This is a genomic window from Streptomyces sp. NPDC001513, from assembly GCF_042894695.1.
In the GTDB taxonomy this organism is placed as follows: Bacteria; Actinomycetota; Actinomycetes; order Streptomycetales; family Streptomycetaceae; genus Streptomyces.
In genome coordinates, this window is record NZ_JBIAVU010000002.1 from 113,217 (window position 1) to 134,711 (window position 21,495).

15 protein-coding genes are annotated in these 21,495 nt (G+C 70.3%); 7 read left to right on the forward strand and 8 right to left on the reverse strand.

Annotation, left to right across the window (positions count from 1 at the left end; translation table 11 throughout):
- The first annotated feature begins 387 nt into the window (after positions 1–387).
- The 3 genes from ACFYZ4_RS04260 to ACFYZ4_RS04270 all read left to right on the forward strand — a co-directional run bounded on the left by ACFYZ4_RS04260 (position 388) and on the right by ACFYZ4_RS04270 (position 3,424).
- The gene (locus ACFYZ4_RS04260; protein ID WP_390782988.1) at positions 388–1,602 is read left to right on the forward strand and encodes a wax ester/triacylglycerol synthase domain-containing protein; all 1,215 of its coding nucleotides are present in this window, start codon (positions 388–390) and stop codon (positions 1,600–1,602) included.
- Between the two features lie 60 nt (positions 1,603–1,662).
- Positions 1,663–2,646, forward strand: coding sequence for an SDR family oxidoreductase (locus ACFYZ4_RS04265; RefSeq protein ID WP_390782989.1), 984 nt, complete (start codon positions 1,663–1,665; stop codon positions 2,644–2,646).
- Positions 2,647–2,983: 337 nt separating this feature from the next.
- Entirely contained in the window at positions 2,984–3,424 is a 441-nt protein-coding gene (locus ACFYZ4_RS04270; RefSeq protein ID WP_390782990.1) for a hypothetical protein, read from the forward strand.
- A gap of 180 nt (positions 3,425–3,604) precedes the next feature.
- Here the strand turns inward: ACFYZ4_RS04270 and ACFYZ4_RS04275 are convergent, their stop codons facing one another.
- Positions 3,605–4,963, reverse strand: coding sequence for a cytochrome P450 (locus ACFYZ4_RS04275; protein ID WP_390782991.1), 1,359 nt, complete (start codon positions 4,961–4,963; stop codon positions 3,605–3,607).
- Between the two features lie 87 nt (positions 4,964–5,050).
- Positions 5,051–6,013 (reverse strand): terpene synthase family protein, encoded by a 963-nt coding sequence (locus ACFYZ4_RS04280; protein WP_390782992.1) that lies wholly within the window; start codon positions 6,011–6,013, stop codon positions 5,051–5,053.
- Positions 6,014–6,494: 481 nt separating this feature from the next.
- On the opposite strand from ACFYZ4_RS04280, the gene ACFYZ4_RS04285 reads away from it, so the two are divergent.
- The 3 genes from ACFYZ4_RS04285 to ACFYZ4_RS04295 all read left to right on the forward strand — a co-directional run bounded on the left by ACFYZ4_RS04285 (position 6,495) and on the right by ACFYZ4_RS04295 (position 10,352).
- Complete coding sequence (locus tag ACFYZ4_RS04285; protein WP_390782993.1) at positions 6,495–7,886, forward strand: prenyltransferase/squalene oxidase repeat-containing protein; 1,392 nt, start codon at positions 6,495–6,497, stop codon at positions 7,884–7,886.
- Positions 7,887–8,008: 122 nt separating this feature from the next.
- Positions 8,009–9,430: an SDR family NAD(P)-dependent oxidoreductase gene (locus tag ACFYZ4_RS04290; protein ID WP_390782994.1), complete on the forward strand. Its 1,422-nt coding sequence runs from the start codon at positions 8,009–8,011 to the stop codon at positions 9,428–9,430.
- 76 nt (positions 9,431–9,506) lie between these two features.
- Positions 9,507–10,352, forward strand: a complete 846-nt coding sequence (locus ACFYZ4_RS04295; RefSeq protein WP_351293812.1) for a methyltransferase domain-containing protein — start codon at positions 9,507–9,509, stop codon at positions 10,350–10,352.
- 695 nt (positions 10,353–11,047) lie between these two features.
- Here ACFYZ4_RS04295 and ACFYZ4_RS04300 read toward each other — a convergent pair.
- The 3 genes from ACFYZ4_RS04300 to ACFYZ4_RS04310 all read right to left on the reverse strand — a co-directional run bounded on the left by ACFYZ4_RS04300 (position 11,048) and on the right by ACFYZ4_RS04310 (position 15,154).
- The gene (locus ACFYZ4_RS04300; RefSeq protein WP_390782995.1) at positions 11,048–12,145 is read right to left on the reverse strand and encodes a serine hydrolase domain-containing protein; all 1,098 of its coding nucleotides are present in this window, start codon (positions 12,143–12,145) and stop codon (positions 11,048–11,050) included.
- A gap of 12 nt (positions 12,146–12,157) precedes the next feature.
- Positions 12,158–13,726 carry an alpha/beta fold hydrolase gene (locus ACFYZ4_RS04305; protein WP_390782996.1) on the reverse strand — a complete coding sequence of 523 codons (1,569 nt, stop codon included), beginning with the start codon at positions 13,724–13,726 and terminating at the stop codon, positions 12,158–12,160.
- Positions 13,727–13,849: 123 nt separating this feature from the next.
- Positions 13,850–15,154, reverse strand: a complete 1,305-nt coding sequence (locus tag ACFYZ4_RS04310; protein WP_390782997.1) for a DUF2254 domain-containing protein — start codon at positions 15,152–15,154, stop codon at positions 13,850–13,852.
- Between the two features lie 144 nt (positions 15,155–15,298).
- On the opposite strand from ACFYZ4_RS04310, the gene ACFYZ4_RS04315 reads away from it, so the two are divergent.
- Positions 15,299–17,146, forward strand: coding sequence for a glycoside hydrolase family 15 protein (locus tag ACFYZ4_RS04315; protein WP_384341392.1), 1,848 nt, complete (start codon positions 15,299–15,301; stop codon positions 17,144–17,146).
- On the opposite strand, the gene ACFYZ4_RS04320 is transcribed toward ACFYZ4_RS04315, so the two are convergent.
- The 3 genes from ACFYZ4_RS04320 to ACFYZ4_RS04330 are packed head-to-tail and all read right to left on the reverse strand — an operon-like array spanning position 17,143 to position 21,485.
- Positions 17,143–18,909 (reverse strand): cation:proton antiporter, encoded by a 1,767-nt coding sequence (locus ACFYZ4_RS04320; RefSeq protein WP_390782998.1) that lies wholly within the window; start codon positions 18,907–18,909, stop codon positions 17,143–17,145. The genes ACFYZ4_RS04315 and ACFYZ4_RS04320 overlap by 4 nt on opposite strands.
- Positions 18,910–18,948: 39 nt before the next feature.
- Positions 18,949–20,001, reverse strand: a complete 1,053-nt coding sequence (locus ACFYZ4_RS04325; protein WP_390782999.1) for a cytochrome d ubiquinol oxidase subunit II — start codon at positions 19,999–20,001, stop codon at positions 18,949–18,951.
- A complete protein-coding gene (locus ACFYZ4_RS04330; RefSeq protein ID WP_390783000.1) occupies positions 20,001–21,485 on the reverse strand; it encodes a cytochrome ubiquinol oxidase subunit I in 1,485 nt (494 codons plus the stop codon). The genes ACFYZ4_RS04325 and ACFYZ4_RS04330 overlap by 1 nt, the downstream gene beginning before the upstream one ends.
- Positions 21,486–21,495: the final 10 nt, after the last annotated feature.

Genomic DNA, 21,495 nt, shown 5'->3' on the forward strand with positions numbered 1-21,495 from the left:
CGGCAAGCTCACAGCAGAACGTGCAGCGGCTGCTTGCGAGGCGGGGGGCGACTACGGCATACGGGTGATTGATTCCCCCGTCCGAGTCGCGCAGCGTAACCGCCGGAGGCATTCCGGCAGCCGCGCCTGAGCGCTTCAAGGTCCACTCGGACCCCGCACGGCGAAGGTTCTCGGGACAAGGCAACGGCCAGTGTCCAAAGCAGGGTTGGCCTCGTTCACTCGGTTGCGCCCGTCCTTCGCCCCAGGCCCCACGGGCGGGCCTCCTCCCTTCCTTTCGACCCGCGCGCAGCCGCCGACGCTGAAGTGCCCGTACGCACGCCCGAGAGCGGAGCCGTCATGACCGTAAACAGCGACCCCCAGCCCGCTACCGCTCAGGGAGCGGAGCGGGTGCCGACCACGTCGCTCACGACCGGGAATTCGGTGGGAAAGGCAGACGCCAACCGCATGGCGGGTGAGCCGGGCCTGGCTCAGGACCGGGTGATGCTGGAGTGGGCCCGCCAGCGCCCCAATGACGGATTCGTCATCGGCGTCGCGCTCCGGGTGCAGGGGCCGAGACCCACACCGGAGCGGCTCGCAGCGCTCGTCACAGCACGCATGGCGCAGGTACCCGTGCTCGCGGAGTGCCTGGACGGGCCACTTCGCGAGGAGCGCTGGCGTCCGGCCGACGGCTTCGACATTGGCCGCCACGTGCACGTCCTCAACGGTGCGATCGACCTGCACCGCACTGCTGAACTGCTGGCGAACCAGCCGCTGGGGGACGACCGGCCGGGCTGGGGTCTTTGGCTGACCGGCACCGGACGCGATGACGAATACCTGCTTGCCTACCGTGTTCACCACGCCGCTCAGGACGGAGCAGCGGTCGCACACACGATCAGCCGGCTGTTCGACGCCCGGGTGCCTGAGCCCGCCAGCGAAAAGAGCTCCAAAGCTGTCGATCGCCAGTGGGCCACCACCCCGCCCCCGCCCCGTAAGCAGAGCAGATTGCTGGCCACAGCGGATGTCCCCGTGGAGGCGCTGCGCACTATCAGCCGAGCCTCGGGAGCCTCTCTCAACGACATTTACCTTGCCGCCCTCGCGGGATCCCTACGCGCGTGGCTGCCCCGCGCCGAACGTGGCCGGCCCGTCCCCGTACGGGTCCCGTTCAACCTCCGCCTCCGCCAGGACCGCCAGGACCGCGGCAACCGGTGCGGACTCATGCGCATCCTCCTGCCGGTGGAGGAGCGAGGCGCTGACCGACGGCTTGCCCGCATCATCGAACAGACCAGCAGCTGGCCCAGGGACCGCACCCGCAAGGTCATGGACAACATGCCGCACCACCTGTTCTGGAAGAACTTCTCCATCTCCCTCAGCCCTGAGGACGCGCTCGGGAGTGCGACCCTTCTCGGCGTCCACACCCCGCTGGCCGTCGGCGGCGCCCCCGTCACGGCAGGCCTCGCGTTGCCCCCATTGCTGAGCGGTCACCTGTTCTCCAGCGTCCTGTTCCTCTACGGAACCCGCGCCGCCTTCTCCGTCACCGCCCGGACCCAGCACCAGCACGTACGCGACCTCCCTCACCTGTGGGAACGCGAACTGGCCGAACTGGCCACCGCTACTCGCGCCTGAACGCGACGGGGTCCGCACCCGCCAGACCCGCTTGCACCTTCAGCCCACCGTGAGGTCACCGTGCCGCCTTCCCGCCCCACCGTCCTGCTCACCGGCGCAACCGGAGTGATCGGCGCAAGTCTTTTGCCGGCCCTCGCCGCACGCTACGAGGTCATCGCACTCGTCCACCGCCGCCGGCCCGAGAGCGCCACCACCTGCGTGCAGGCCGATCTCACCGCCGAGTGTCTGGGCCTGAGCGATCGCCTGCACCGGGAGCTCGCGGCCGGCATCGACGCCATCGTCCACTGTGCGGCGCTCACCGACTTCGCCCCTGGCGACCTGACTGCCTTCGAGAAGGTCAACGTCCAGGGCACCCGCCGAATCCTGGAACTCGCCGAGGCCGCACACGTACCCGTGGTCCTGCTGTCCTCCGTATCCGCCGCCCTGGACCTGCCCGGAGACGATCTCCCCGCCCACTGTATGCGCGCCTACGGCCGCTCGAAGCGGCAGGCGGAAGAACTGGTCGCCCACAGCAGCCGGCCGGTCGCCATCGTGCGCACCGGCCTCCTGTTCGCCGCACGCAACGCCCCCACCCTGCCCAGACATCAGTTCCCCCACGCCCTGTTCGACGCCCTGCTGCAAGGCCGCACCGGCGCACTGCCCGTCCTCCCCGACCACTGGTGCGACATCATCCCGATGGAAACCCTGGTCGAGTACGTCACTGCCTTGACCGAAGCCCAGCTCTGCGGCGACACCACAGCCCCCGGGCTCCACTGGGCCACGGCCGGCCCCGCCCGCCTCACGGCCGCCGACCTCGAGCGCGCCTGCAGCGACTTCCTCAAGGAGACCGGCCGGCCCGTCACCGGGTCGCTACTGGCCGATCACGCCACCTCGCGAACCCGCAGCCACGGCATGGGTCGCCTGGCCCAGCTCGGATTCCAACCGCCCGAGCAGCCCTGCCTGCCCTCCCACCTCGACCGCCTGCTGCCCACTCAACTCACCCGCAGCACCGTGCTGGAAGCCCTCCGGCACAACGTCCGACGCTGCACACCGTGGGCATCCTGACCGGCCCGGGTCGACAGTGCAGGCAGCCGCAGGACCCTGCCGATACAAGCGCGGTCTCCGTCTGCCCGGCCGCTCGAGCACCGGACACTGCAGACACAGTTGGGGCATACGGGTGATCACGAACGGCCCTGCATTTCGTATCTGACGATCAGTCGTTACCGGCGATATGAAGATCTTTAACAGCAAGAAGCGCCTCGTCCTCCTCTCACTCGCTGCCGCGGCAACCGTGGGTGTCACCGCCGTCGCAGCCGGGGCCGTAGGCCCTGGGCTCTCCCTCCGCGGCCACGGCACCCTCTGCCTCGTACCGGACGCGGCCCGCGCCCTTGAGGCACGGAAGGTGAAGCTTGAAGCCATCGCGCCCGCGACGGCCACCGGCAACTGCGTCACCCTCCCCGGCGCCGGCACGCTGCAGCCGGACCTGACGGGCGGCGAGATCCCGCTCGAGGGAGGTCTGCGCTTCTCCGATGCCGGGCACCGGCTCGACGTGACCCATGTGCACCTCCACCCCGGTGCTCGCTACGCCAGCGCCGACGTCGCCAAGGACGGCGCCCCCGCCTCGAACATCGACCTCTACCGCTTCGAGCTCTCCCTCAGCACCGTCCGGATCGGTCTCCGTACGGTGAACACCACACCCATCCCGGTGAACATCACCGAACCCGCCGCGGCAGCCTTCACCGACACCTTCGGTGCCAGCCCGGCGGCAGCCGGCGCTCCCCTCTTCACCTTCGAAGGCCACGGCGAGATCACCAACCCCATCGGCACCTTCCCCACCCCCTAACCATCCGATCCCGATCAGGAGTTCCGGGCCCGCGCCGTACGCGCGGGCCACGGACAGCACGCCGCAGCTGCCGTGCATGCGCCGCATCCGGACACGCCCCCGGCGTCGACGTGCGGGCGGGCAGGAGCGTGTAGCGGAGCACGGGGCACAAGACGCTGCACGGTCCTGCGATCTCCTTGTTCAGCGGCGGGTGGGCACCATCAGCAGCCGGTCGGGGCGTTCCACGGTGCCGACGCGGGAGTGCACCAGGCGGTCGTCGGCCGGGCGGAGGCGCCATTGGGCCAGGACGTTGGTGAGCATGAGGGTCAGCTGTGTCCAGGCGTAGCCGTCGCCGGCGCAGCGGCGGTGGCCGGCGCTGAACGGGATGAACGCGTCTTTGTGCTCAGGGGTGATGCGGCCGGGGCGCCAGCGGTCGGGGGCGAAGGAGTCGGGCTCGGGGAACAGGACGGGGTCGTGGTGGAGGATGTGGGGGCTGAGGTAGACGCGGGCGCCGGTCGGCAGCAGGGTCTGGTCGAGGGGCACCGGTTGGATGGTGCGTCGCATGAGGAGCCAGGTGGGGTGGCGGCGCAGGACCTCGCTGAGAACCTGCCGGGTGTAGGGCAGGTGAGGGATGTGCTCGGCCTGGACCTGGGTTCGGCCGGTCACGGCGTCCAACTCGGCCAGCAGCTGCTGTTCGACGTCTGGGTGGTTGGCGATTTCGTGAAAGGTCCAGGCGAGGGCGGCGCTCATGGTGCCGGTGCCGGCGACGAACAGGTTCAGGATCTCGTCGCACACCACCTCGTCCGACATGCCGGCCCCGCTTTGGTGGTCACGGGCGTGGACCAGGGTGGACAGCAGCCCGCCCGGATCCTTGTCTGTGGTGCGCCGCCGGTTGATCTCCTGCCCGATCGCGTTGCGCAGGGCGGCTACAGCCTTCTGGGCTTGTGGATCGCTGCCTGGCTCGCGGGGGCCGGCCAGGCGGGTGCGCCAGGCCGCGGCCGGGGACAGGGCGCGCCGCATGGCGCCGCTTCTCACGGCGGTCCAGGTCTTGACGGTGGCCCGCAGGTCGTCGCTGGTCTGGTTGAAGATGATGTCGAGGAGCGTGGCAAGGGTGACGGCGTCGATCTGGCGCGCCAGGTCGATAGGGGTGTCCGGCTGCCAGGAGGCGGCCCAGGCGGCGGCACGGTGGCTCATCACGTGGCCGAAGGAGGAAACGCGCTCCGGGCGGAAGGCGGGCTGGGCCAGGCGCCGTTGCCGACGGTGGAAGTCCCCGGATGAGGTGACCAGGCCGTTTCCCATCTGCTGGCGCAGTTCGTCGAACATTTCGCCCTTGTCGAATTTGCGGGCGTCGGGGACAAGGATCTGGCGGGTCAGGGCAGCGCTGGTGGCGACGTAGACGTCCTGCGGCCCGATGCGGATGCGGACCAGTTCCCCGTACTGGGGAAGGGAGCGCAGGAAGGGCAGCGGCCTGTGGGCGAGGTGGTGGGCATGCCCCAGGAGTGGAAGCCGGCCGGGGACGAGTGGGGCGGGCCGTCCGGGGTCAGTCGGGGACGTCGTCACGGAGTGCCTCCTGGCGTTGGGGGGTCATCTCGGGGTCGTGTCGCCGGGTTTCGTCGGGCCTGATCTGACTTCCGACATGCCGGTGGGTCAAGACCAGGGTGTCGACGGGTGAAGTGGCACGGACTGGCTGTTGATCGGGTCGGCGGTGAAGCGTCCGGTGACCGCCAGCCAGTGCAGGTTCGCCGCTGTGAGCCTCTCCACCAGATCCACGTGGCGGCCCAGTGCATCGAGCTGGCCCTGCGGCAGCCCGGGGGTGACGCGTAGAGATGCGGCAGCGGCGGTGAGGCCGGTGTGGCGCTGTTGGATCATGTCGGTCGCGCGGGTACGGGCGGCAGCGGCCGAGCAGTGGTGTCGGCGGGCGAGGACCGTGAGCAGGTTGTCCTGGCCGGTGGCCCGGTCGTCCTCCTGGCTGGCGAGGTCGTTCGCCCAGCCCGCGATGTCTGCCGCCGCCGATCGGAGCTCCGACAGTTCGGCTTCGAGTGCCGGTTCCTCGACCGGCTCGATGTGGCCGATGCGTTCCAGCACGGCCAGCAACGGGAACACGGTGATGGTGCGCCGCCGCAACCGGACGTAGCGCGTCATTGACAGTCGGGTACCAGCGCGGCGCAGTGCCACCTCTTCCTCGGTGGCGTCCAGGAAATCCGAGTAGTGGGCGGCGAACCGCTCCCGCCACCGGCCTGATCTCTCTGGATCGGTGTGCTGCAGCAGCTGGGCCAGGACCTTCGCGTGCCGGCCTGGCGTTGCGGACTCACGTCCGGTGGTAAGTACCTCGCGTAGGGGCGCGGTGAACTTCTCCAGCTCTACCGGTTGTGATCCCAGGTCTCGGCGGTCGATTTCGTCGTCCACCCAGCAGATGAACGCCGCCCACTGCGCGGTCAACACCACGTCCGCCGCACCGGCGTGGGGCAGCGCGCCGCCGGCCAGCACCGGGAGTCTCATCCGTACCAGCCGCCGCTCCCCTTCGTCGTCGCTGATCACACCCTCCTGCCAGGCCCAGCGCAGCAACTGGGCCGCGACCGGGTCCGATAAGCCTGATGTGGGGTCCGTCATAGGCGGATCTTGGCAGATCACCATCAACCGGGGACAGCGCACAGCAGGCCATGAACCAAAGGCCGCTGTTCTCCGCCTCCCGTAGAGGCGCCGGTCGGCGTCCGCTTCGCGCCATTCCTCGTTTGGCCGTGTTCTGCCAAGATCCGAACATGACTGACACTCCGCCTGGCTTATCAGCTCCTTCAGATCCGGCAGGTGTGACTGACGGCTCTCGGGTCGGCTTCAGGCCGCCCGCGTCGGCGCCCTCCCGGAAAGGACCCAGATGAGAATTCCGGCGATCACCGGGGGTCTGCCCCGCTGGCCCCACGGCGCGTTACCTGTCGGCCTGTGGTCGGCCACACAACGGCTGCGCACGCATCTCCTCGCCCGCGTCGGCCCTGACGGGGCGGTACGGGAACCCTGCCACAGCCGTGTTCTGGAGTCGGCTCTGTTACTGGCCCTCCTTGACCTCACCCGGGCGGATCCTACCGCCCGTCGCCGGGTGGCCGACTACCTGGCCCGGTACCGGGACTCCCCCGAGCGGCTTGACCGATTACTGGCCCGGGCCGCTCTGGGCGGCCACCAAGTGGCGGATCCACCAAGCCTCGAGGTTTTCCTTTCCCAGGCGCCGGACTTCACCGGTGCCCGCAAACGAGCCCTGCTCGACGCGGTGCTCCACCTGCTCGGCGTCGCACCTGCCACAGCCGGGCCTCCCCATCCTGAAGCGTTCTCCCCGCGCGGTCTGCACCCGTGGGCACGCGTCCAGGTCACCGCGGTGAAAGTCGTCCTCGCCGATGCCCACGGGGCGCTCGGCGACATCAACGAGGGCGAGGTGGCTCTGCTGCGTTCCACGCAGCACCCCGGAACGGTGTGGGAGGGCAACCTCCTCATCCACCTGTCCGTGTTGCACGCCCTGTCCCTCATACCCGGCCACGAGCATCTGGTGGCCCAGGGGATACGGACCGCACTGGCGCATCAGCGCCCGGACGGCGGGATGCCGTTCATCTGCGACGAGGACACCTGGGTCACCGCCACCGCCGGCCTCGCCCTGCACGCCGCCGGAGCGGGCGCACCGGTCCTGGATGCCATCGCCCGGCGCCTGGTCGCCTTGCAGCAGAGCGGCGGCGGATGGTCCTACACCGAAGGCGCCGAGCAGTCCGACGTGGACTGCACCTCGGCCGCCATCGAGGTCCTCCACGTCGTGGACGCGAGGGCGCACCGTGCTCCGATCCGCCGCGCGATCGGAGCCCTGCGCGCGGTGCGAGGCCATGACGGCGGATTCCCCACCTACTCGGCCGGGGCCCCGTCGGAAGCGGGAATGGCCGCGGCCGCGGCCAACGCCCTCACCACCCAAGGACCAGCCGAGCATGCCACAGTCGAGGCCGCCCTCGACTATCTCGGCGCCGCGCAGCGAGCGGACGGATCGTTTCCGCCGGACTGGAGCAGCAGCCGCTACCACACCGTCTTCCGGGCGGCGCTCGCCGCCACCCGTCACCCGAGCGCCGTCGGGCACGCCCTCGCCCGCCCGTGCCAGGCCCTGGTGCTGGACAGCCAGAACAGCGACGGCGGCTGGGGCCGGCAGGACGGGGCACCCAGCGACGCTCTCAGCACCGCCTACGCCCTCATCACGCTCACCACAGTGACCGGCCCCCAGGCCCCTGCGGCTGTCGGCACCGGCGCGGCCTACCTGCTCGCCCAGCAGCGCCAGAACGGGTCCATCCGTAGCGTCCCGGACTCCATCGGACCACGCCCCTTCCCATTCACCGTCCCCGTCCTCGCCGACGTGTTCGCCCTCCTCGCCCTGGGACACCTCGTCCACCGCACCAGGCCGGATACCGACCGGGGAGGGCAGGTGAGACACCGGGCGCGAGGCCGGCCCATCGGCCGGATGTGACCTCTTTCCCGGCCCGGCACCCGGCGCCCCACCGCGCCACGCATCCGCAGCCAGACCCATCAGCGCCCGCCAAGTCCCGAGTCCTGCTTCGGCAGAGCTTCGAGAAGAGATGGACGGCAGTTGTGAAGAAGAACGCTCCCCGCCCCCGTACACCGGCCGGGTTGAAGGGCAAGGTGTGCCTGGTCACAGGCGGCGCGCAAGGGATCGGCCTGGCCATCACCCACGCCCTGGTCCAGCAGGGCGCCCACGTACATGTAGCCGACATCTCCGCCGAGCACCTCGCCTCGGCGGCAGCGGGCCTGGACGCCACCGGGCTACGCGGGCAGATCACCCTCCAGCAGGTCGATGTCAGTGACCGCGCCGCGTACGAGCAGTACATCACCGAGGTACACAAAGCAGGCGGGCGCCTGGACGTCCTGGTCAACAACGCGGCCTACGTCAAATGGGCCGACGTGGCGGACATGAGCGTGGAGGACACGCAGCTGACCATGCGGACCGCCTACGATGCCACCGTCGTCGGGGTCAACGCCGTGCTGCCGCTGATGCGGTCGGCCGGCGGCGGGGCCATCGTGAACATGGGCTCCGCGGCGGGCGTCGTCTTCGTCAAAGGCCCCGCGGCAGCGTACGCGGCGTCGAAAGCGGCGATCAACGCCTACACCCAGGTCCTGGCCGGCGAACTCATCGCCTCGCCCGTCCACGTCATGCTGGTGCGGCCCGGAACCGTGGGCGGCACCGAGTTCTTCGGCCGCCACGTCCCCTCCCACCTCATGCCCCGCATCGCCGACTTCCTGCCCGTCTCCACCCCCGAACAGGTCGCCGCCGCCGTCATCAACGGCCTCCTCCACCAGCGGGAAATCGTCGACGTCCCCGGCTACCTCCCGGCGATGTACCGCGCCTACGCCATGACCCCGGGCATCCTCCGCACACTCGCCTCCCTCGGCGGCCCGGCCCGACGCGACTTCGGCCACCCCGCCCGGCGGTCGGCTTCCCGCCGGCCCCACGATGCAGTGGCAGGACCCGAAAGAGACGCGGGCGTGGGGATGCCAAGGACGGCGGGACCGATCGAGCGGACCGTTCACCGTGTCGGCTCGGCACGCTGGGCCGGTGCTCTGGCACGGGCCGCACTCGTCCCCCTCGACACCGCCCTGCAGACCCGCACGACCGGCCGGTTCAGCGTCGGCCGCGGCCTCAACGTAGCCTCCCTGCTCCTGACCACCACCGGAGCCCGCACCGGCCGCCCCCGCCCCACCCCGCTCTTCTACGTCGACCACGCCGACGGCTACGCGGTCGTCGGCTCCAACTTCGGCCAGGCCCACCACCCCGCCTGGACCACCAACCTCCTCAAGACACCGACCGCCACCGTCACCCTGGCAGGAGCGCAGATTCCCGTCACCGCCCGCCTCGTCGACGGCCCGGAGCACGAAGTGATCTGGAACAAGATCCTCACCATCTCCCCCGGCTACCAGGCCTACCGCGACCGCTCCGGCCGGAACTTGCGCATCTTCCATCTCCAGCCCGTCGGCAGCACACCCGCGCAGCAGTGAGCGAACCCGCCCGTCAGACACCGTCCACCAGCCGGCTGCCGTAACCGCCGGCTACCGAGAGCACAGGGAAGTCACCGTGGAAGAAGACCAGAGGGTCACGCCGTATCCGTCGGGCGAATCGGTCGGAGCGTTCTACGACCAGATGAGCGCGTTCTTCGCCTCCGTGTTCGGCGAGCACCTCCACTTCGGGCTGTGGGACCAGGACGACGACTCCCCCATGGAGATGGCGCAGGTACGCCTGACCGACCGCCTCATCGACCTCCTGAACCCGCCGAGCGACGAGTACGTCCTGGACGTGGGATGCGGCACCGGGCATCCCGCGATACGCCTCGCCCAGCGCACCGGCGCGAGGATCCTGGGCGTGAGTGTCAGCTCCTCGCAGGTGGCGGGCGCCACCGCGGCATCGAACAGCGCCGGGCTCTCCACACGAGTCGAGTTCGTCCAGGCCGACGCGATGAAACTGCCCTACGAGGCAGGGACCTTCGACGCCGCCTGGGCCATCGAGATGCTCTTCCACGTCCCCGACCGTCTCCACGTCCTGCGGGAAATCCGGCGCACCCTCAAGCCCGGCGGGAGGATGGTCCTCACCGACTTCGTCATGCTGGAACCGCTCACCGGCCAGGAATGGGAGCTCCTCGCCCAGGGCTTCGCCTTCTCCTCCCTCATCCACCCCGACAGTTACGCCGACATCATCACCCGAGCCGACCTCGAAGTCGTCCAGGTCCACGACGTCACCGCCCACACGAGAGCGACCACGCGGGGAATCGCCGCCCGCTTCGAGCGGGACAAGGAACAACTGGCCGCCGTCTACGGCACCGAATTCGCGGCCCAGATGGAACTGCTGCTGCCGCTGTGCCTGTCCCTCGTCACCGACAAGATCGGCTACGTCATCGCCGAAGCCCGCCGCCCCCACGACGCATAACGCACGGCCCCGGTGGATGCCTACGAGCGCAGGCATCCACCACCATCCGGCAGAGGAAACGACGATTGACGATGCGCCGCGACCGCGCCACACACATACGGCCCAGGAAAGCATCTTCGAGTGCCGGCAGCCCCACAGCCATGGTCCGGAACCGCGAATGCCACCTCGATCCATCCTGCGTTCCGCTGGCGACGCATACGATGCCTTCTCCGCCCGTCCGAGGAATCGACGCGGCGTAATAGGCCACCGCCGAGTGCGGAACGTGGGAGAACACACGACGACGCACAGACACGCACGGAGCCTGCGGGCTCGTCGGTTCATCGGGAAGCCACGAGACGCGGACGCTGCCGGAGGGCCGGCGGACCAAGGTCTCAAGCCAGGTGCCCTACCACCCGTACACCAAGACCCTGCTGTGACCAGCAGGGCAAGGGCCAAGTCTCCGGTGCAGGGGGGGGGAGGCCACCGACATTCACCCACTGCCGTCACCGAGGTCAGCACGGCGGGACATGATCGGGACCGATGCTGACCATCTGCTGACCTGGACCCCGACAGAACGGCTCTGACCTGTGGAAATGCCCAGATGTCAGGTGTCGGACTTGAACATGGTGCGAAGCATGTGGAAACTCCCGGAATGTCAGCTCCCTGCCTGCTTTCCGCAGGTCAAGGGCGGTCATCGGAGCCTACAACACCGCCCTTCATCCGGCCCATGTGTCCAGCAGTTGATTGGCCGCACGGAAGTTGTCGGGTGAATCCACGTTGCACGCGACGGTGGCGGCGGTGTTGCGGTCCGGGCTCACCTTGAAGGTGCTGTGGAACCCCTCCCAGTCGCCGCGGTGCACCAGGCTCTTGTCGGGGAGAAGGAGGATTCCGGCCCCGTACCGCCCCTCCTCGATGCCGCGCCCGCGCAGGACGTCGCCCACGCTCACCGCTCCTTCCGTGACTCCGGTGAGCAGTTCCGTTCCACCGATGCGCCCCGTGCGGTAATTGTCGGCCCAGCGGACGAATTCTCCGGGGGTGGTCTGGACGGAGCCGTCTCCGTACTGTTTCCAGGGGGAGGAATTGGGGGCGAAGGAGCCGTCCTTCTCGTCGTACGACTTCGCCTTGCCGGGGACGTCCACGGCCGGGGACAGCGTCATCCGCAGGTGCAGGGGGGTGAAGAACTCCTGCTGGAGGAAGGCCGGGAACGGCGTGCCGGTGACCCTCTCGACGACATGCGCCAGGAGGACGTAGTTGGAGTTGGAGTAGGAGAAGCGCTTGCCCGGCGGATCTTCCGGCTGCGGGGCGAGGATGGCCGCGATCGCTTCCTTCTGGCCGGCCGGATCCGTCAGCTTGATGCCCTTGGCCTCCAGCAGGTCCTGGTAGTCGGGGATGCCGCTGGTGTGACGCATCAGGTCGCCCAGCGTGACGTCCCGCGTCCAGGCGGGCGGGTCGTCGAGGAATGCGGACAGGGGGTCGTTCAGCGCGAGTCGGTGCCGCCCGGCCAGCAGAAGGACGGCGTCCGCGGTGAACTGCTTGGAGTTGGATGCCATGTCGAAGACCGTCTTCGCGGTGACGGGGCGCCCGGTCGTCAGATCGGCTTTCCCTCTCCCCGCCTCCCAGACGACGCGTCCCCGTACGCCGACGGCTGCCGCGCACCCCGGGCCGTCGGGTGAAGGCACCAACGCCCGGAGAACGTCCGCACTGCGCTTCTCGCGGTCGTCGCCGGTCGCGTATGCCTGCGGCTGTGCGACACCGGCCAGTACCACCGCGAGCACGGCGCCCCCGGCAGTGCACAGCGACACCATCCGATGCATGGACACCACCTGTCACTTCGGGGTGATCGTGAACGGTGCCCAGTCGAGGCCCGCCACGCACCCGGTGTCGGGCGCGGTCGGACGGGCGAGGAAGGACGCCAGCACCTTCTGCGCGCAGGGCGACTGCGGGACCACCCAGTGCCCAATGCCGGGGACCTGCACGGTGGTCGAACGGGGCAGCGTACGGGCCGTCTTCTGCGCCCAGGTCGCCCCGGTCTTCATGTCACCCGTCCCGTTGATGAAGAGGGTCGGCACCGAGCTGACGGGCGCCACCCGCATCGCGGCGGTGCGGTCCGGGACGTTCCAGACACGGCACACCTTGTCCTGGAAGGCCAGTTGGGGCGCCTGGGCCAGGACCGCGTCCGGCCATGCGGGGAAGGCCCGGCGGCCCGCGTTCAGCACGTCGGACGCCGAATGGTCCGGCACCCACTCGCTGCACACCACCGAGTTCGTCAGACCGTGGGCGGTCTGGCCGACGACCGGCACCGAGCCGGCGGCGCGGGCCCGGGCGAAGCGCTCCGGACGTCCGCGGCCGAGTTCGTCGATCGCCGCCGGGACCTCCGCGAACGGGATCGCCTTGGCGACCAGCAGGTTCACCAGCGCGCCGCCGTCGAGGACGACCTTCACCGGGTCGCCGCCCTGCGGCGGCCGGACGGTCAGCGTCAGCGGGTGCGCGTCCAGCTTGCGCACCTGCTCGTTCAGGGTGCGTTCCAGGTCGGGGTAACGGCTCTTGCAGGCCGGTTCCGCCGCGCAGGCCTTGTAGAGGTTCTCGAGGCCCTCCCGGGCGCCGGCCCAGGCGAAGGGCAGGGAGACGTCCTGCGCGGGGGCGATGGAGTCGAACGCCACCGCCCGGATCCCCTGCGGGTGCAGGCGCAGGTAGGTCAGGGCCAGGTTGCTGCCGTAGGAATGGCCGTACACGTTCCACTGCTTGATGCCGAGCGCCGTGCGCAGGTCGGCGAAGTCGGCCGCGTTCTCGGTGCTGTTGTAGGCACTCAGGTCGGTTCCGTCGGCCGTCAGGCGGGCCCGGCACTGCTTCACCGCGTCGAGCATGAGCTCCTCCGTCCGCGGTGCGTAGGAGGGGAGTCCGACGGACGCGGCGTAGAAGCGGTCCAGCTCCGGGCAGGCGAGGTCGGGCTTGTCGTAGAGGTTGCCGCGCTGGGCCATGACGATCAGGTCGCGGTCCCGGTTCAGGCCGGAGGAGACGAGGAACGGGATGTCGTCGAAGGTCTCGCCACCGGGTCCGCCCGACATGAACACCACGGGGTCCGGTGCGGGCTTCGCCGAGGCGGCGGGGATGACCGCGACCGCCAGCCGGATGGTCCGGCCGCCGGGGCGGGCACGGTTCTCGGGGACCTCCAGGAAGCCGCAACGGGCGGTGGCCAGCGCTTCGATCGGCTCGGGCGTCCTGGGGCAGGGACCCGGTACGAAGCGTGCCGCGGCGACCCTGCCGGGGCCGGGGCTGTTGGCGCCGGTACCGGTGTGGGGTGGTACGGCGTCCGCCGCGCTCGGGGCCGGCGCCACCAGGAGGCCCAGAGCGACCCCGGCCGCTGCTGCCCCGATTCGGAAGCTGTGCTCTGCCATACGCCACCGCTCCTCCGCCGATCAACGGCTACCCCGCGGGGCGAGGCCGCGGCAATACGGGCGGAACTCACGCATTCCGACGCTAGCAGGCGGTCCGGCCACCCGCACACGGGCCGACGGCGGTCACGGCCACCGTCGGGAGGGGTCCTCCCCCGCACGCGCCCCGCCACCGAGGCCCTGCCGGTCGGGCGTGCGCGCGGCGGCGCGGCGGGCGGGGTCGGTGAACGCCCGGTGGACGGATGCGTCGAGGAGGGCGAGTTCCGCGCGCACCGCCGGCAGCCGCTCGGACGGCAGGGTTGCGAGGAGGTCGTCCAGCAGTGCGCGCAGCCGTCGGCACACCTGGAGGGACGTGGCCCCGTATTCACGGATCTCGGTGACGCCGAGCTCCAGGTAGTTCTCCCAGCCGCGGCCCTCCACCACCAGCCGGGGCCGGCCCTCGCCGTCGGCGAGCACGTAGCGCCCGTGGACCCCGGCCCGGCCGACCACGTGCAGGAACGTGTCGATGTGGTTGAGCACCTGTACGGCGGTCGTGGGGTCGTTCACGGCGGGCGAGAGGGCGCGGATGGCGATGTCGACGAGGACGCGCAGGGCGAAGGCGGGATCCTGCTCGATGGTGCGCTCGGTTCCGAGGGCGACGAGCCCGGTCACCCGCCGCGGGTCCGGCGCCGGCGCGCGGCCGTGGGCCTCGACGAGGGTGGTGCCGGGCGGTACGAAGTCGCCGACCTGGTGGACCAGTACGAGAACGCAGTCGTGGCGGACGGCGGTGGCGATCAGCCCCGCCGCGTCGAACGCCTGGATGACCCCGCCCCGTTCGGACCGGATGAGGGCCACCGGGCCGGCGGACGACGGGGAGGCCTCCTCGTGTGCCGAGGAGTGGTGGATGCGTTCCGTCGCGCGGATGAGCACCTTCTGCCCCAGGCGACCCACCAGGTCGGCGATGGCCACGGGCCTGAGGTTGTGGGTGAACCGGTTGAGGTAGATCAGCAGGAGCACCAGGCTGACGGAGACGGCCAGACCGGACAGGGCCACGCCCAGGTCGGGGACGCTGTCCGACTCGATTCTGCGCAACAGGGAGAAGGCGTACGCGAACGTCCCGGCGAACGTGGCCAGTACCGCCTTCTGGAGGCGGTCGCGGTACCACAGGCGCATGTAACGCGGGGACAGCGTTCCGGTGGCCTGCTGGACGACGAGCACGCCGATCGTCACGACGAACCCGAGCAGCGCGACCATGGCTCCGACGACGGAGCTGAGCACACTGCTCGCCGTCGTCGCGGAGTACCGCCAGCTGTCCGGCCACCAGGCCGCGTCGTCCACGCCGGCGGCCCACTCGGCGAGCAGGACCCCCAGCAGGAGTCCGATCAGAGGGATGATCCACAGGCTTGCCTTGATGTGTTGCAGCAACCGGAAGCGTGCCGCCCAGGACATCATCGTCCGCTCCCACCTGAGACATCCGGCTCGTGTTTTTCATGCTAGAGCCGTTTCCCGGCGGGTGCAGGGAGGGGTGATCCGCTCGGCGGGCCCACCGGGAACGCCGCGCCTAAGCTGAGGGAGTGGCGTCGGAAGGGTCCTCCCATGGCTGACTACCCGCTGATCGAAAACCACGGCCTGATCGGTGATCTGCAGACCGCGGCGCTGGTGACCACCGAAGGAACCATCGACTGGTTCTGCTGCCCGCGCTTCGATTCGCCCAGTGTGTTCGGGGCTCTTCTCGACTGGGAGAAGGGCGGCCATTTCACGGTCAGACCGACGGACGAGACGTACACCACGAAGCAGCTGTACCTGCCGGACACCGCGATTCTCGTGACGCGGTTCATGACCGAGACCGGTGCCGGCGAGGTGGTCGACTTCATGCCGGTGACCGGAACGACGGCCACGGACCGCCACCGCCTGGTCCGTATGCTCCGGTGCGTCCGCGGCAGCATGACCTTCCGGATCGACATCGCCCCACGGTTCGACTACGGACGCAAGTCCCACACCCTGCGCCTCACCGACAACGGGGCGGTGTTCGCCTCGGACGACCTGGAGCTCACGCTCAGCGTGGTGCGCGAGCCCGAGGACGAACGGGTGGTGCACACCCTCACCGGCGATCACGACCTGCGCGTCACGCTTCCGCTGGAGGCCGGCCAACAGCGGGGAATCGTCATGGAGTCGGCCGCGGCGGGACCGCCGCGCGAGATCGGTGGCGCCGAGTTCCAGGAACTCTTCGCCGACACCCGGCAGTTCTGGCGGTCGTGGCTCCACCAGTCCCGGTACGCGGGCCGCTGGCGCGAGACGGTGGAGCGCTCCGCCATCACCCTGAAGCTGATGACGTACGCACCCAGCGGGGCCCTGGTGGCGGCCCCCACGGCGGGCCTGCCGGAGCAGTTGGGCGGCGAACGCAACTGGGACTACCGGTTCACCTGGATCCGCGACGCCTCCTTCTCCGTGTACGCCCTGCTGGGACTGGGGTTCACGGAGGAGGCACGGGCGTTCATCGCCTGGCTGAGCGACCGGGTGAAGGAGAAGGCCGGCGGCGACACCGACACGGGGCCGCTGAACATCATGTACCGGGTGGACGGTTCCTCCGATCTCTACGAGGAGACCCTGGACCACTGGGAGGGGTACCAGCGGTCCGCTCCGGTACGCATCGGCAACGGCGCGGCGACCCAGTTGCAGCTGGACATCTACGGCGAGGCGCTCGACAGCATCTCCTTCGCCCACCAGCACGGCATCCACCTGGACATCCACGGCTGGACCTCGCTGCGCACCCTGCTGGACTGGCTCGTGGACCACTGGGACCAGGCCGGCGAGGGGCTGTGGGAGACCCGCGGCGGGCGCAAGCACTTCACCTACGGCCGGGTGATGTCCTGGGTGGCGTTCGACCGTGCGCTGCGGCTGGCGGTCGCCCACGGCCGGCCGGCCGAAAGCGCCCGCTGGGCCGCCGAGCGCGACAACATCTACGAGCAGATCCTGGCGAAGGGCTGGGACCCCGACCGCCGGGCCTTCGTCCAGCACTACGGCAGCGACGTGCTCGACTCCTCGCTGCTGCGGATGCCGACCGTCGGGTTCATCACGCCCGACGACCCGATGTGGAAGTCCACTTTGGAGGCGATGGACCGCGAGCTGGTCACCGACAGCCTGGTCTACCGCTACAACCCGGAGGCATCGCCCGACGGCCTGCGCGGCAGCGAGGGAACCTTCTCCCTGTGCACCTTCATGTACGTCGACGCCCTGGCCCGCGCCGGGCGGGCCGATCAGGCCAGGCTCGTGCTGGAGAAGATGATGACGTACGCCAACCACCTGGGCCTGTTCTCGGAGGAGATCGCCCTGACGGGCCGCCAGCTCGGCAACTTTCCGCAGGCGTTCACCCACCTGGCGCTCATCGACGCGGCCATCACGCTGGACGAGACCCTGAACCGCATGGGGCAGGGCGGCGGTTAGGCCTCGGGCGCGGGGCCGAGCAGAACGAGGATGCCGCCCTCGTGCGGGGTCACGGCCTGCGTCTCGTCGACCGGGTCGAGCCTGCCGTCGGCGCTGACCACGAACAGCGTGTCGTGTCCCGGCGGGACCGGATCGGAGGCCGGCCGCACCAGGAACCGGGCGCCCTGTTCGTACCGTGCCGCCAGGACGTGCCGGACGAGTGAGCCGCCGAAGAGGATGGCGCCGCCCGTGTAGGGCGCGACGACACCGTGGCTCTCGTGGGGCGGTCCCACCCGGTAGACGGGGCCCTCGACGTTGTCCTCGACCACGACCGAGGCGAGCGCGTTGAAGTCGTCGTCATCGGTGAGCAGGAGGACGGCGTTGACCCCTTCCAGCCGCGCCCGCGGGTTGGTGGCCGTGGCCAGCAGGTCGCCCCTGGCCAGTTTGATTCCGGCGTCCTTGATCCGTTCGCGTTCCTCGCCCCTTCCCGCCCACATCTGTACGTCGAGCCCCGCCGACCGCAGGGCCGTGCCCAGCGCGATCGCCCACGGGGCTCCGCCCACGAGCAGCGGCCGTGTGAGGTGCGGCCGGGCGACGCCGAGCCGCCGGGCCACGGGGCCCGCGGTCAGGGCGTACAGGACGACCGTCGAGACGATCACGAGGAAGGTGATGGGAAGAATCTTGGAGGCGCCGCGCAGTCCCAGCTGGACGAGGCTGGCGGCGAAGGCCGCCGCGGTGGAGGCCGCGACGATGCCGCGCGGAGCCATCCATCCCGCGAACGCCCGTTCCCCCGGGGTCATGTCCTTGCCCAGGGTGGCGACGAAGGCCACGAGCGGCCGTACCACGAGGACCAGGAGCGCGACGAGGGCGAGCGTGGGAAGGAGTACGGGGGTCAGGGAGCCCGGGGTGACGTCGGCCGAGATGGAGATGAACAGCAGTCCGATGATCAGCTGGACCAGCGTCTCGAAGAAGGGCCGGCGCGCGGGCATGTCGAAGCCCCGGATGTTGGCCGCGGCCATGCCGGTGACGATCGCGGCGATGAGCCCGGTGTCGTCGCGGACGATGTCGCAGCCCGCCGACACGGCGATGACCGTGGCCAGTTGCGCCAGGGTGCCGAGCGTCTCGCCGAGCCGCAGCACGCGCAGGGTCAGCCACAGCAGTGCGATGCCGACGGCTCCGCCGACGAGGCCGACGGCGATGCTGATGAGGAACTGGCCGATCTGGTAGCCACGGCCGATGTCGATCTGTTGCGTCGTGTCGATGGCGTGGAAGACGAGTGCTCCGAGGATGGCGCCGATCGGGTCGGTCAGTGTCCCTTCCCAGATCAGCAGGCGCCGCACCTTGTCCGTCGGCCGCACGTACTGGAGCAGGGGCCCCACGACCGTGGGACCCGACACGACGAGGATCATGCCGACCATCGCGGCCACGCTGAGCGGCATGTCGAACAGGGCCGGGCCGACGGCGCAGACGGCCAGGAAGGTGAGGGACACGCCGAAGAGGAGCAGCCTGCCCACGATCGCCCGGGTCCGGCCGGTGAGGTTGCGCAGGTCGAGGCCGAGACCGGCGTCGTAGAGGATCACCGCCACGGACAGGGACACCAGGGCGGAGAAGTCCTCCCCGATCAGCTGCTCCGGGTGGACGACGTCGGTCAGGGCGCCCGCGGCGAAGCCGACCGGCAGCAGCAGGATCAGCGCGGGGACGCGGAGCTTTCCGGCGAGGATCTGGCAGGCGGCGGCCAGGGCCACGACCAGGGCGATGCCGAGGAGGATGTCGTCCTCGCTCACAGCGGTTTCCTTCCTCGCCCCGCGGGCGCGCCGGTGGGCTCAGTCGCCGTCGACCGCGTCCCCCCTCGTGGGGCCGGTCCGTCGCAGGTCGGAGTCGGTGAGGGGCTCCAGCTCGCCATGCGTGTCCAGCCAGTAGAGGAAGAAGACGGCCGGGGCGACGAGCAGCAGGGCGACGAGGCTGACCACCGACATCCAGATCAGCGTCTGGGAGTCGCCCGCGGCGTCCGCCACCGACAGGGACGTGGGGATGAGGTAGGGGCGCTGGGCGAGCCCCCAGGCGAAGACGGCCGCGCCGACGATGCCGACGGCGGCGAAGCGGGCCCAGTGCGTCCGTCCCCGCAGTACGAGCAGTGCCGTGGCGACGAAGAACACCGCGGACACGATCGCGAGGGCGAGCCCGGCGCCGTGGGTGAGCCCGTGCCAGACGTGGGGGGCGTCGACGCGGGTGACGAGGAGGACGCCCACGGCCGTCAGGGCGACCGCGGCGAGGCTGCCGAGGGCGCGGAGCCGGAAGTAGCCGACCAGGTCGGGCGCGTCGAAGCGCTGGGCGTCGGCGGTCAGGAACACGGCGCCGAGGAGGGCGGTCCCTGCGACGGTGAGCAGCCCGAACAGGAGGGACGCGGGGGTGGCCCACGCGTCCGCCGAGGCCTCGGTACCGGGCGCGATCCGGCCGGAGGCGATGGCGCCGACGGCCGCCCCGAGGCAGAAGGGGGTCAGCACGGAGGCGATGGCGAACATGGCGCCGTAGAGGCGTCGCCGGGACAGCCGGCGGCTGGGTTTGCGCAGGGCGAAGCCGGCGCCGCGCAGGACCATGCCGAGGGCGGCCAGCGCGAGGGGCAGCCACATGGCGGTGAACACCGTCTGGAACAGCACGGGGAACCCGGTCCACATGAGGATGAGGACGAAGATCAGCCAGACGTTGTTGACCTCCCAGACGGGTGCCATGGCGTGGTCGATCAGCCATCTGGGGCGCTTGCCGCGCTCGGCTCCGCCGGCCGTCAGGTCCCAGAAGCCCGCCCCGTAGTCGGTCCCGCCACCGCAGGCGTACGCGGCCACGGCCAGCAGCATGACGAAGGCGACGAACTCGGCCATCACGCGCCACCTCCCCCGGTCGGAGTGGAGTCGCCGTCTCCCGGGGGCGGGGCGTCGCCGGCCGGGACGGCCGGGCGGGGACCGTAGGGGATGACCGCCTCTGGTGAGTCCACCGGCCCGCCGTCCGTCTGCGCGTCGGCCAGTCGCCAGCCGTCGCGCATCTTCAGCAGCACGGTGAGGAACGCCCCGAAGATGAACACGTACACCACGATCACCAGGCCGAACATGATCCAGAGGGTGGTGGAGCGGGTGGAGGTCACGGCTTCCGCGACGCGCATGTTCTGGTAGACGATCCAGGGCTGGCGGCCCACCTCGGTGGCGATCCAGCCGCATTCGACGGTGACGACGGCGGCGACGCCGGAGCAGGCGGCGCCGCGGTAGAACCACTTGGAGGCGGGCAGCCGGCGGCAGCGCCACCAGATCAGGCCGTACCAGAGGGCGAGGAGCAGGAGCAGGCTGCCGAGCACGACCATGGTGTCGAAGGCCCAGTGGGCGATCGTGGCCTGCGTGGCGTTCGGCCGGTCGTCGGCCGGTACGGAGGAGAGCCCCGTCACCACGGTGTCCGGGCTGAACCCGGCCAGGATGGAGTCCATCTGGGGGAACTTGATGCCGCCGGAGATCGATCCGTCCGGGTGGAGCCGGCCGTAGAGGTACTCCGGAACGTGGCTGTCGGTGTCCCAGACGATCTCCAGGGCGGCGAACTTCACGGGCTGCTTCTGGAACACCTGCCGGGTGATCGAGTCACCCAGGATGAACTGGACCGGCGTGGCCACCGCGGCGAGGGTGAAGGGGACCGTGAAGCCGAGGCGGTGGTAGCGGTCACGGCGGCCGCGCAGCCAGCCGACGGCGTAGACGCCTGCCACGACGTAGCCCGCGGTCAGCAGCATCGCCACCACGAAGTGCCAGTACTGCGGCCCGAACATGGGGGTGAAGATGGCCTTCCATACGTTCACGTCGACCGGCTTGCCCTGGGAGTCGAGCGTGAACCCCTGGGGCGTGTTCATCCACGCGTTGGCCGCCAGGATGCCGAAGGCTCCCAGCAGCGCCGTGACGGGCAGCGGCAGCCCGAGCAGGAAGTGGGTGCGCGGCTTCAGCCTGCGCCAGCCGTACAGGTAGATGGCGATGAGGACGGCTTCGAGGAAGAACGCCCAGGCCTCGACGCCGAAACCGATGCCGAAGACATCGCCCCACTTGCCCATCAGCCCGGGCCAGAGCAGACCGAACTCGAACGAGAGTACGGTCCCGGTGACGATGCCGATCGCGAACTGCACGGCCATCACCGCCGACCAGCGCCGGGCCAGCAGCAGGGCCGTCGCGTCGTTCTTGCGCAGGCCGATGTAGTGCATGATCAGGGTGATGAGCGGCAGCGCCACACCCATCGGCACGAGGATGATGTGGGAGGCGAGGGTGAACGCCATGAGCTCCCGGGCCGGGAGCAGTTGGGCGGGGGCGTCCGCCGCCAGCAGGTGGAGCGTGGTGTGCATGCGATCCTTC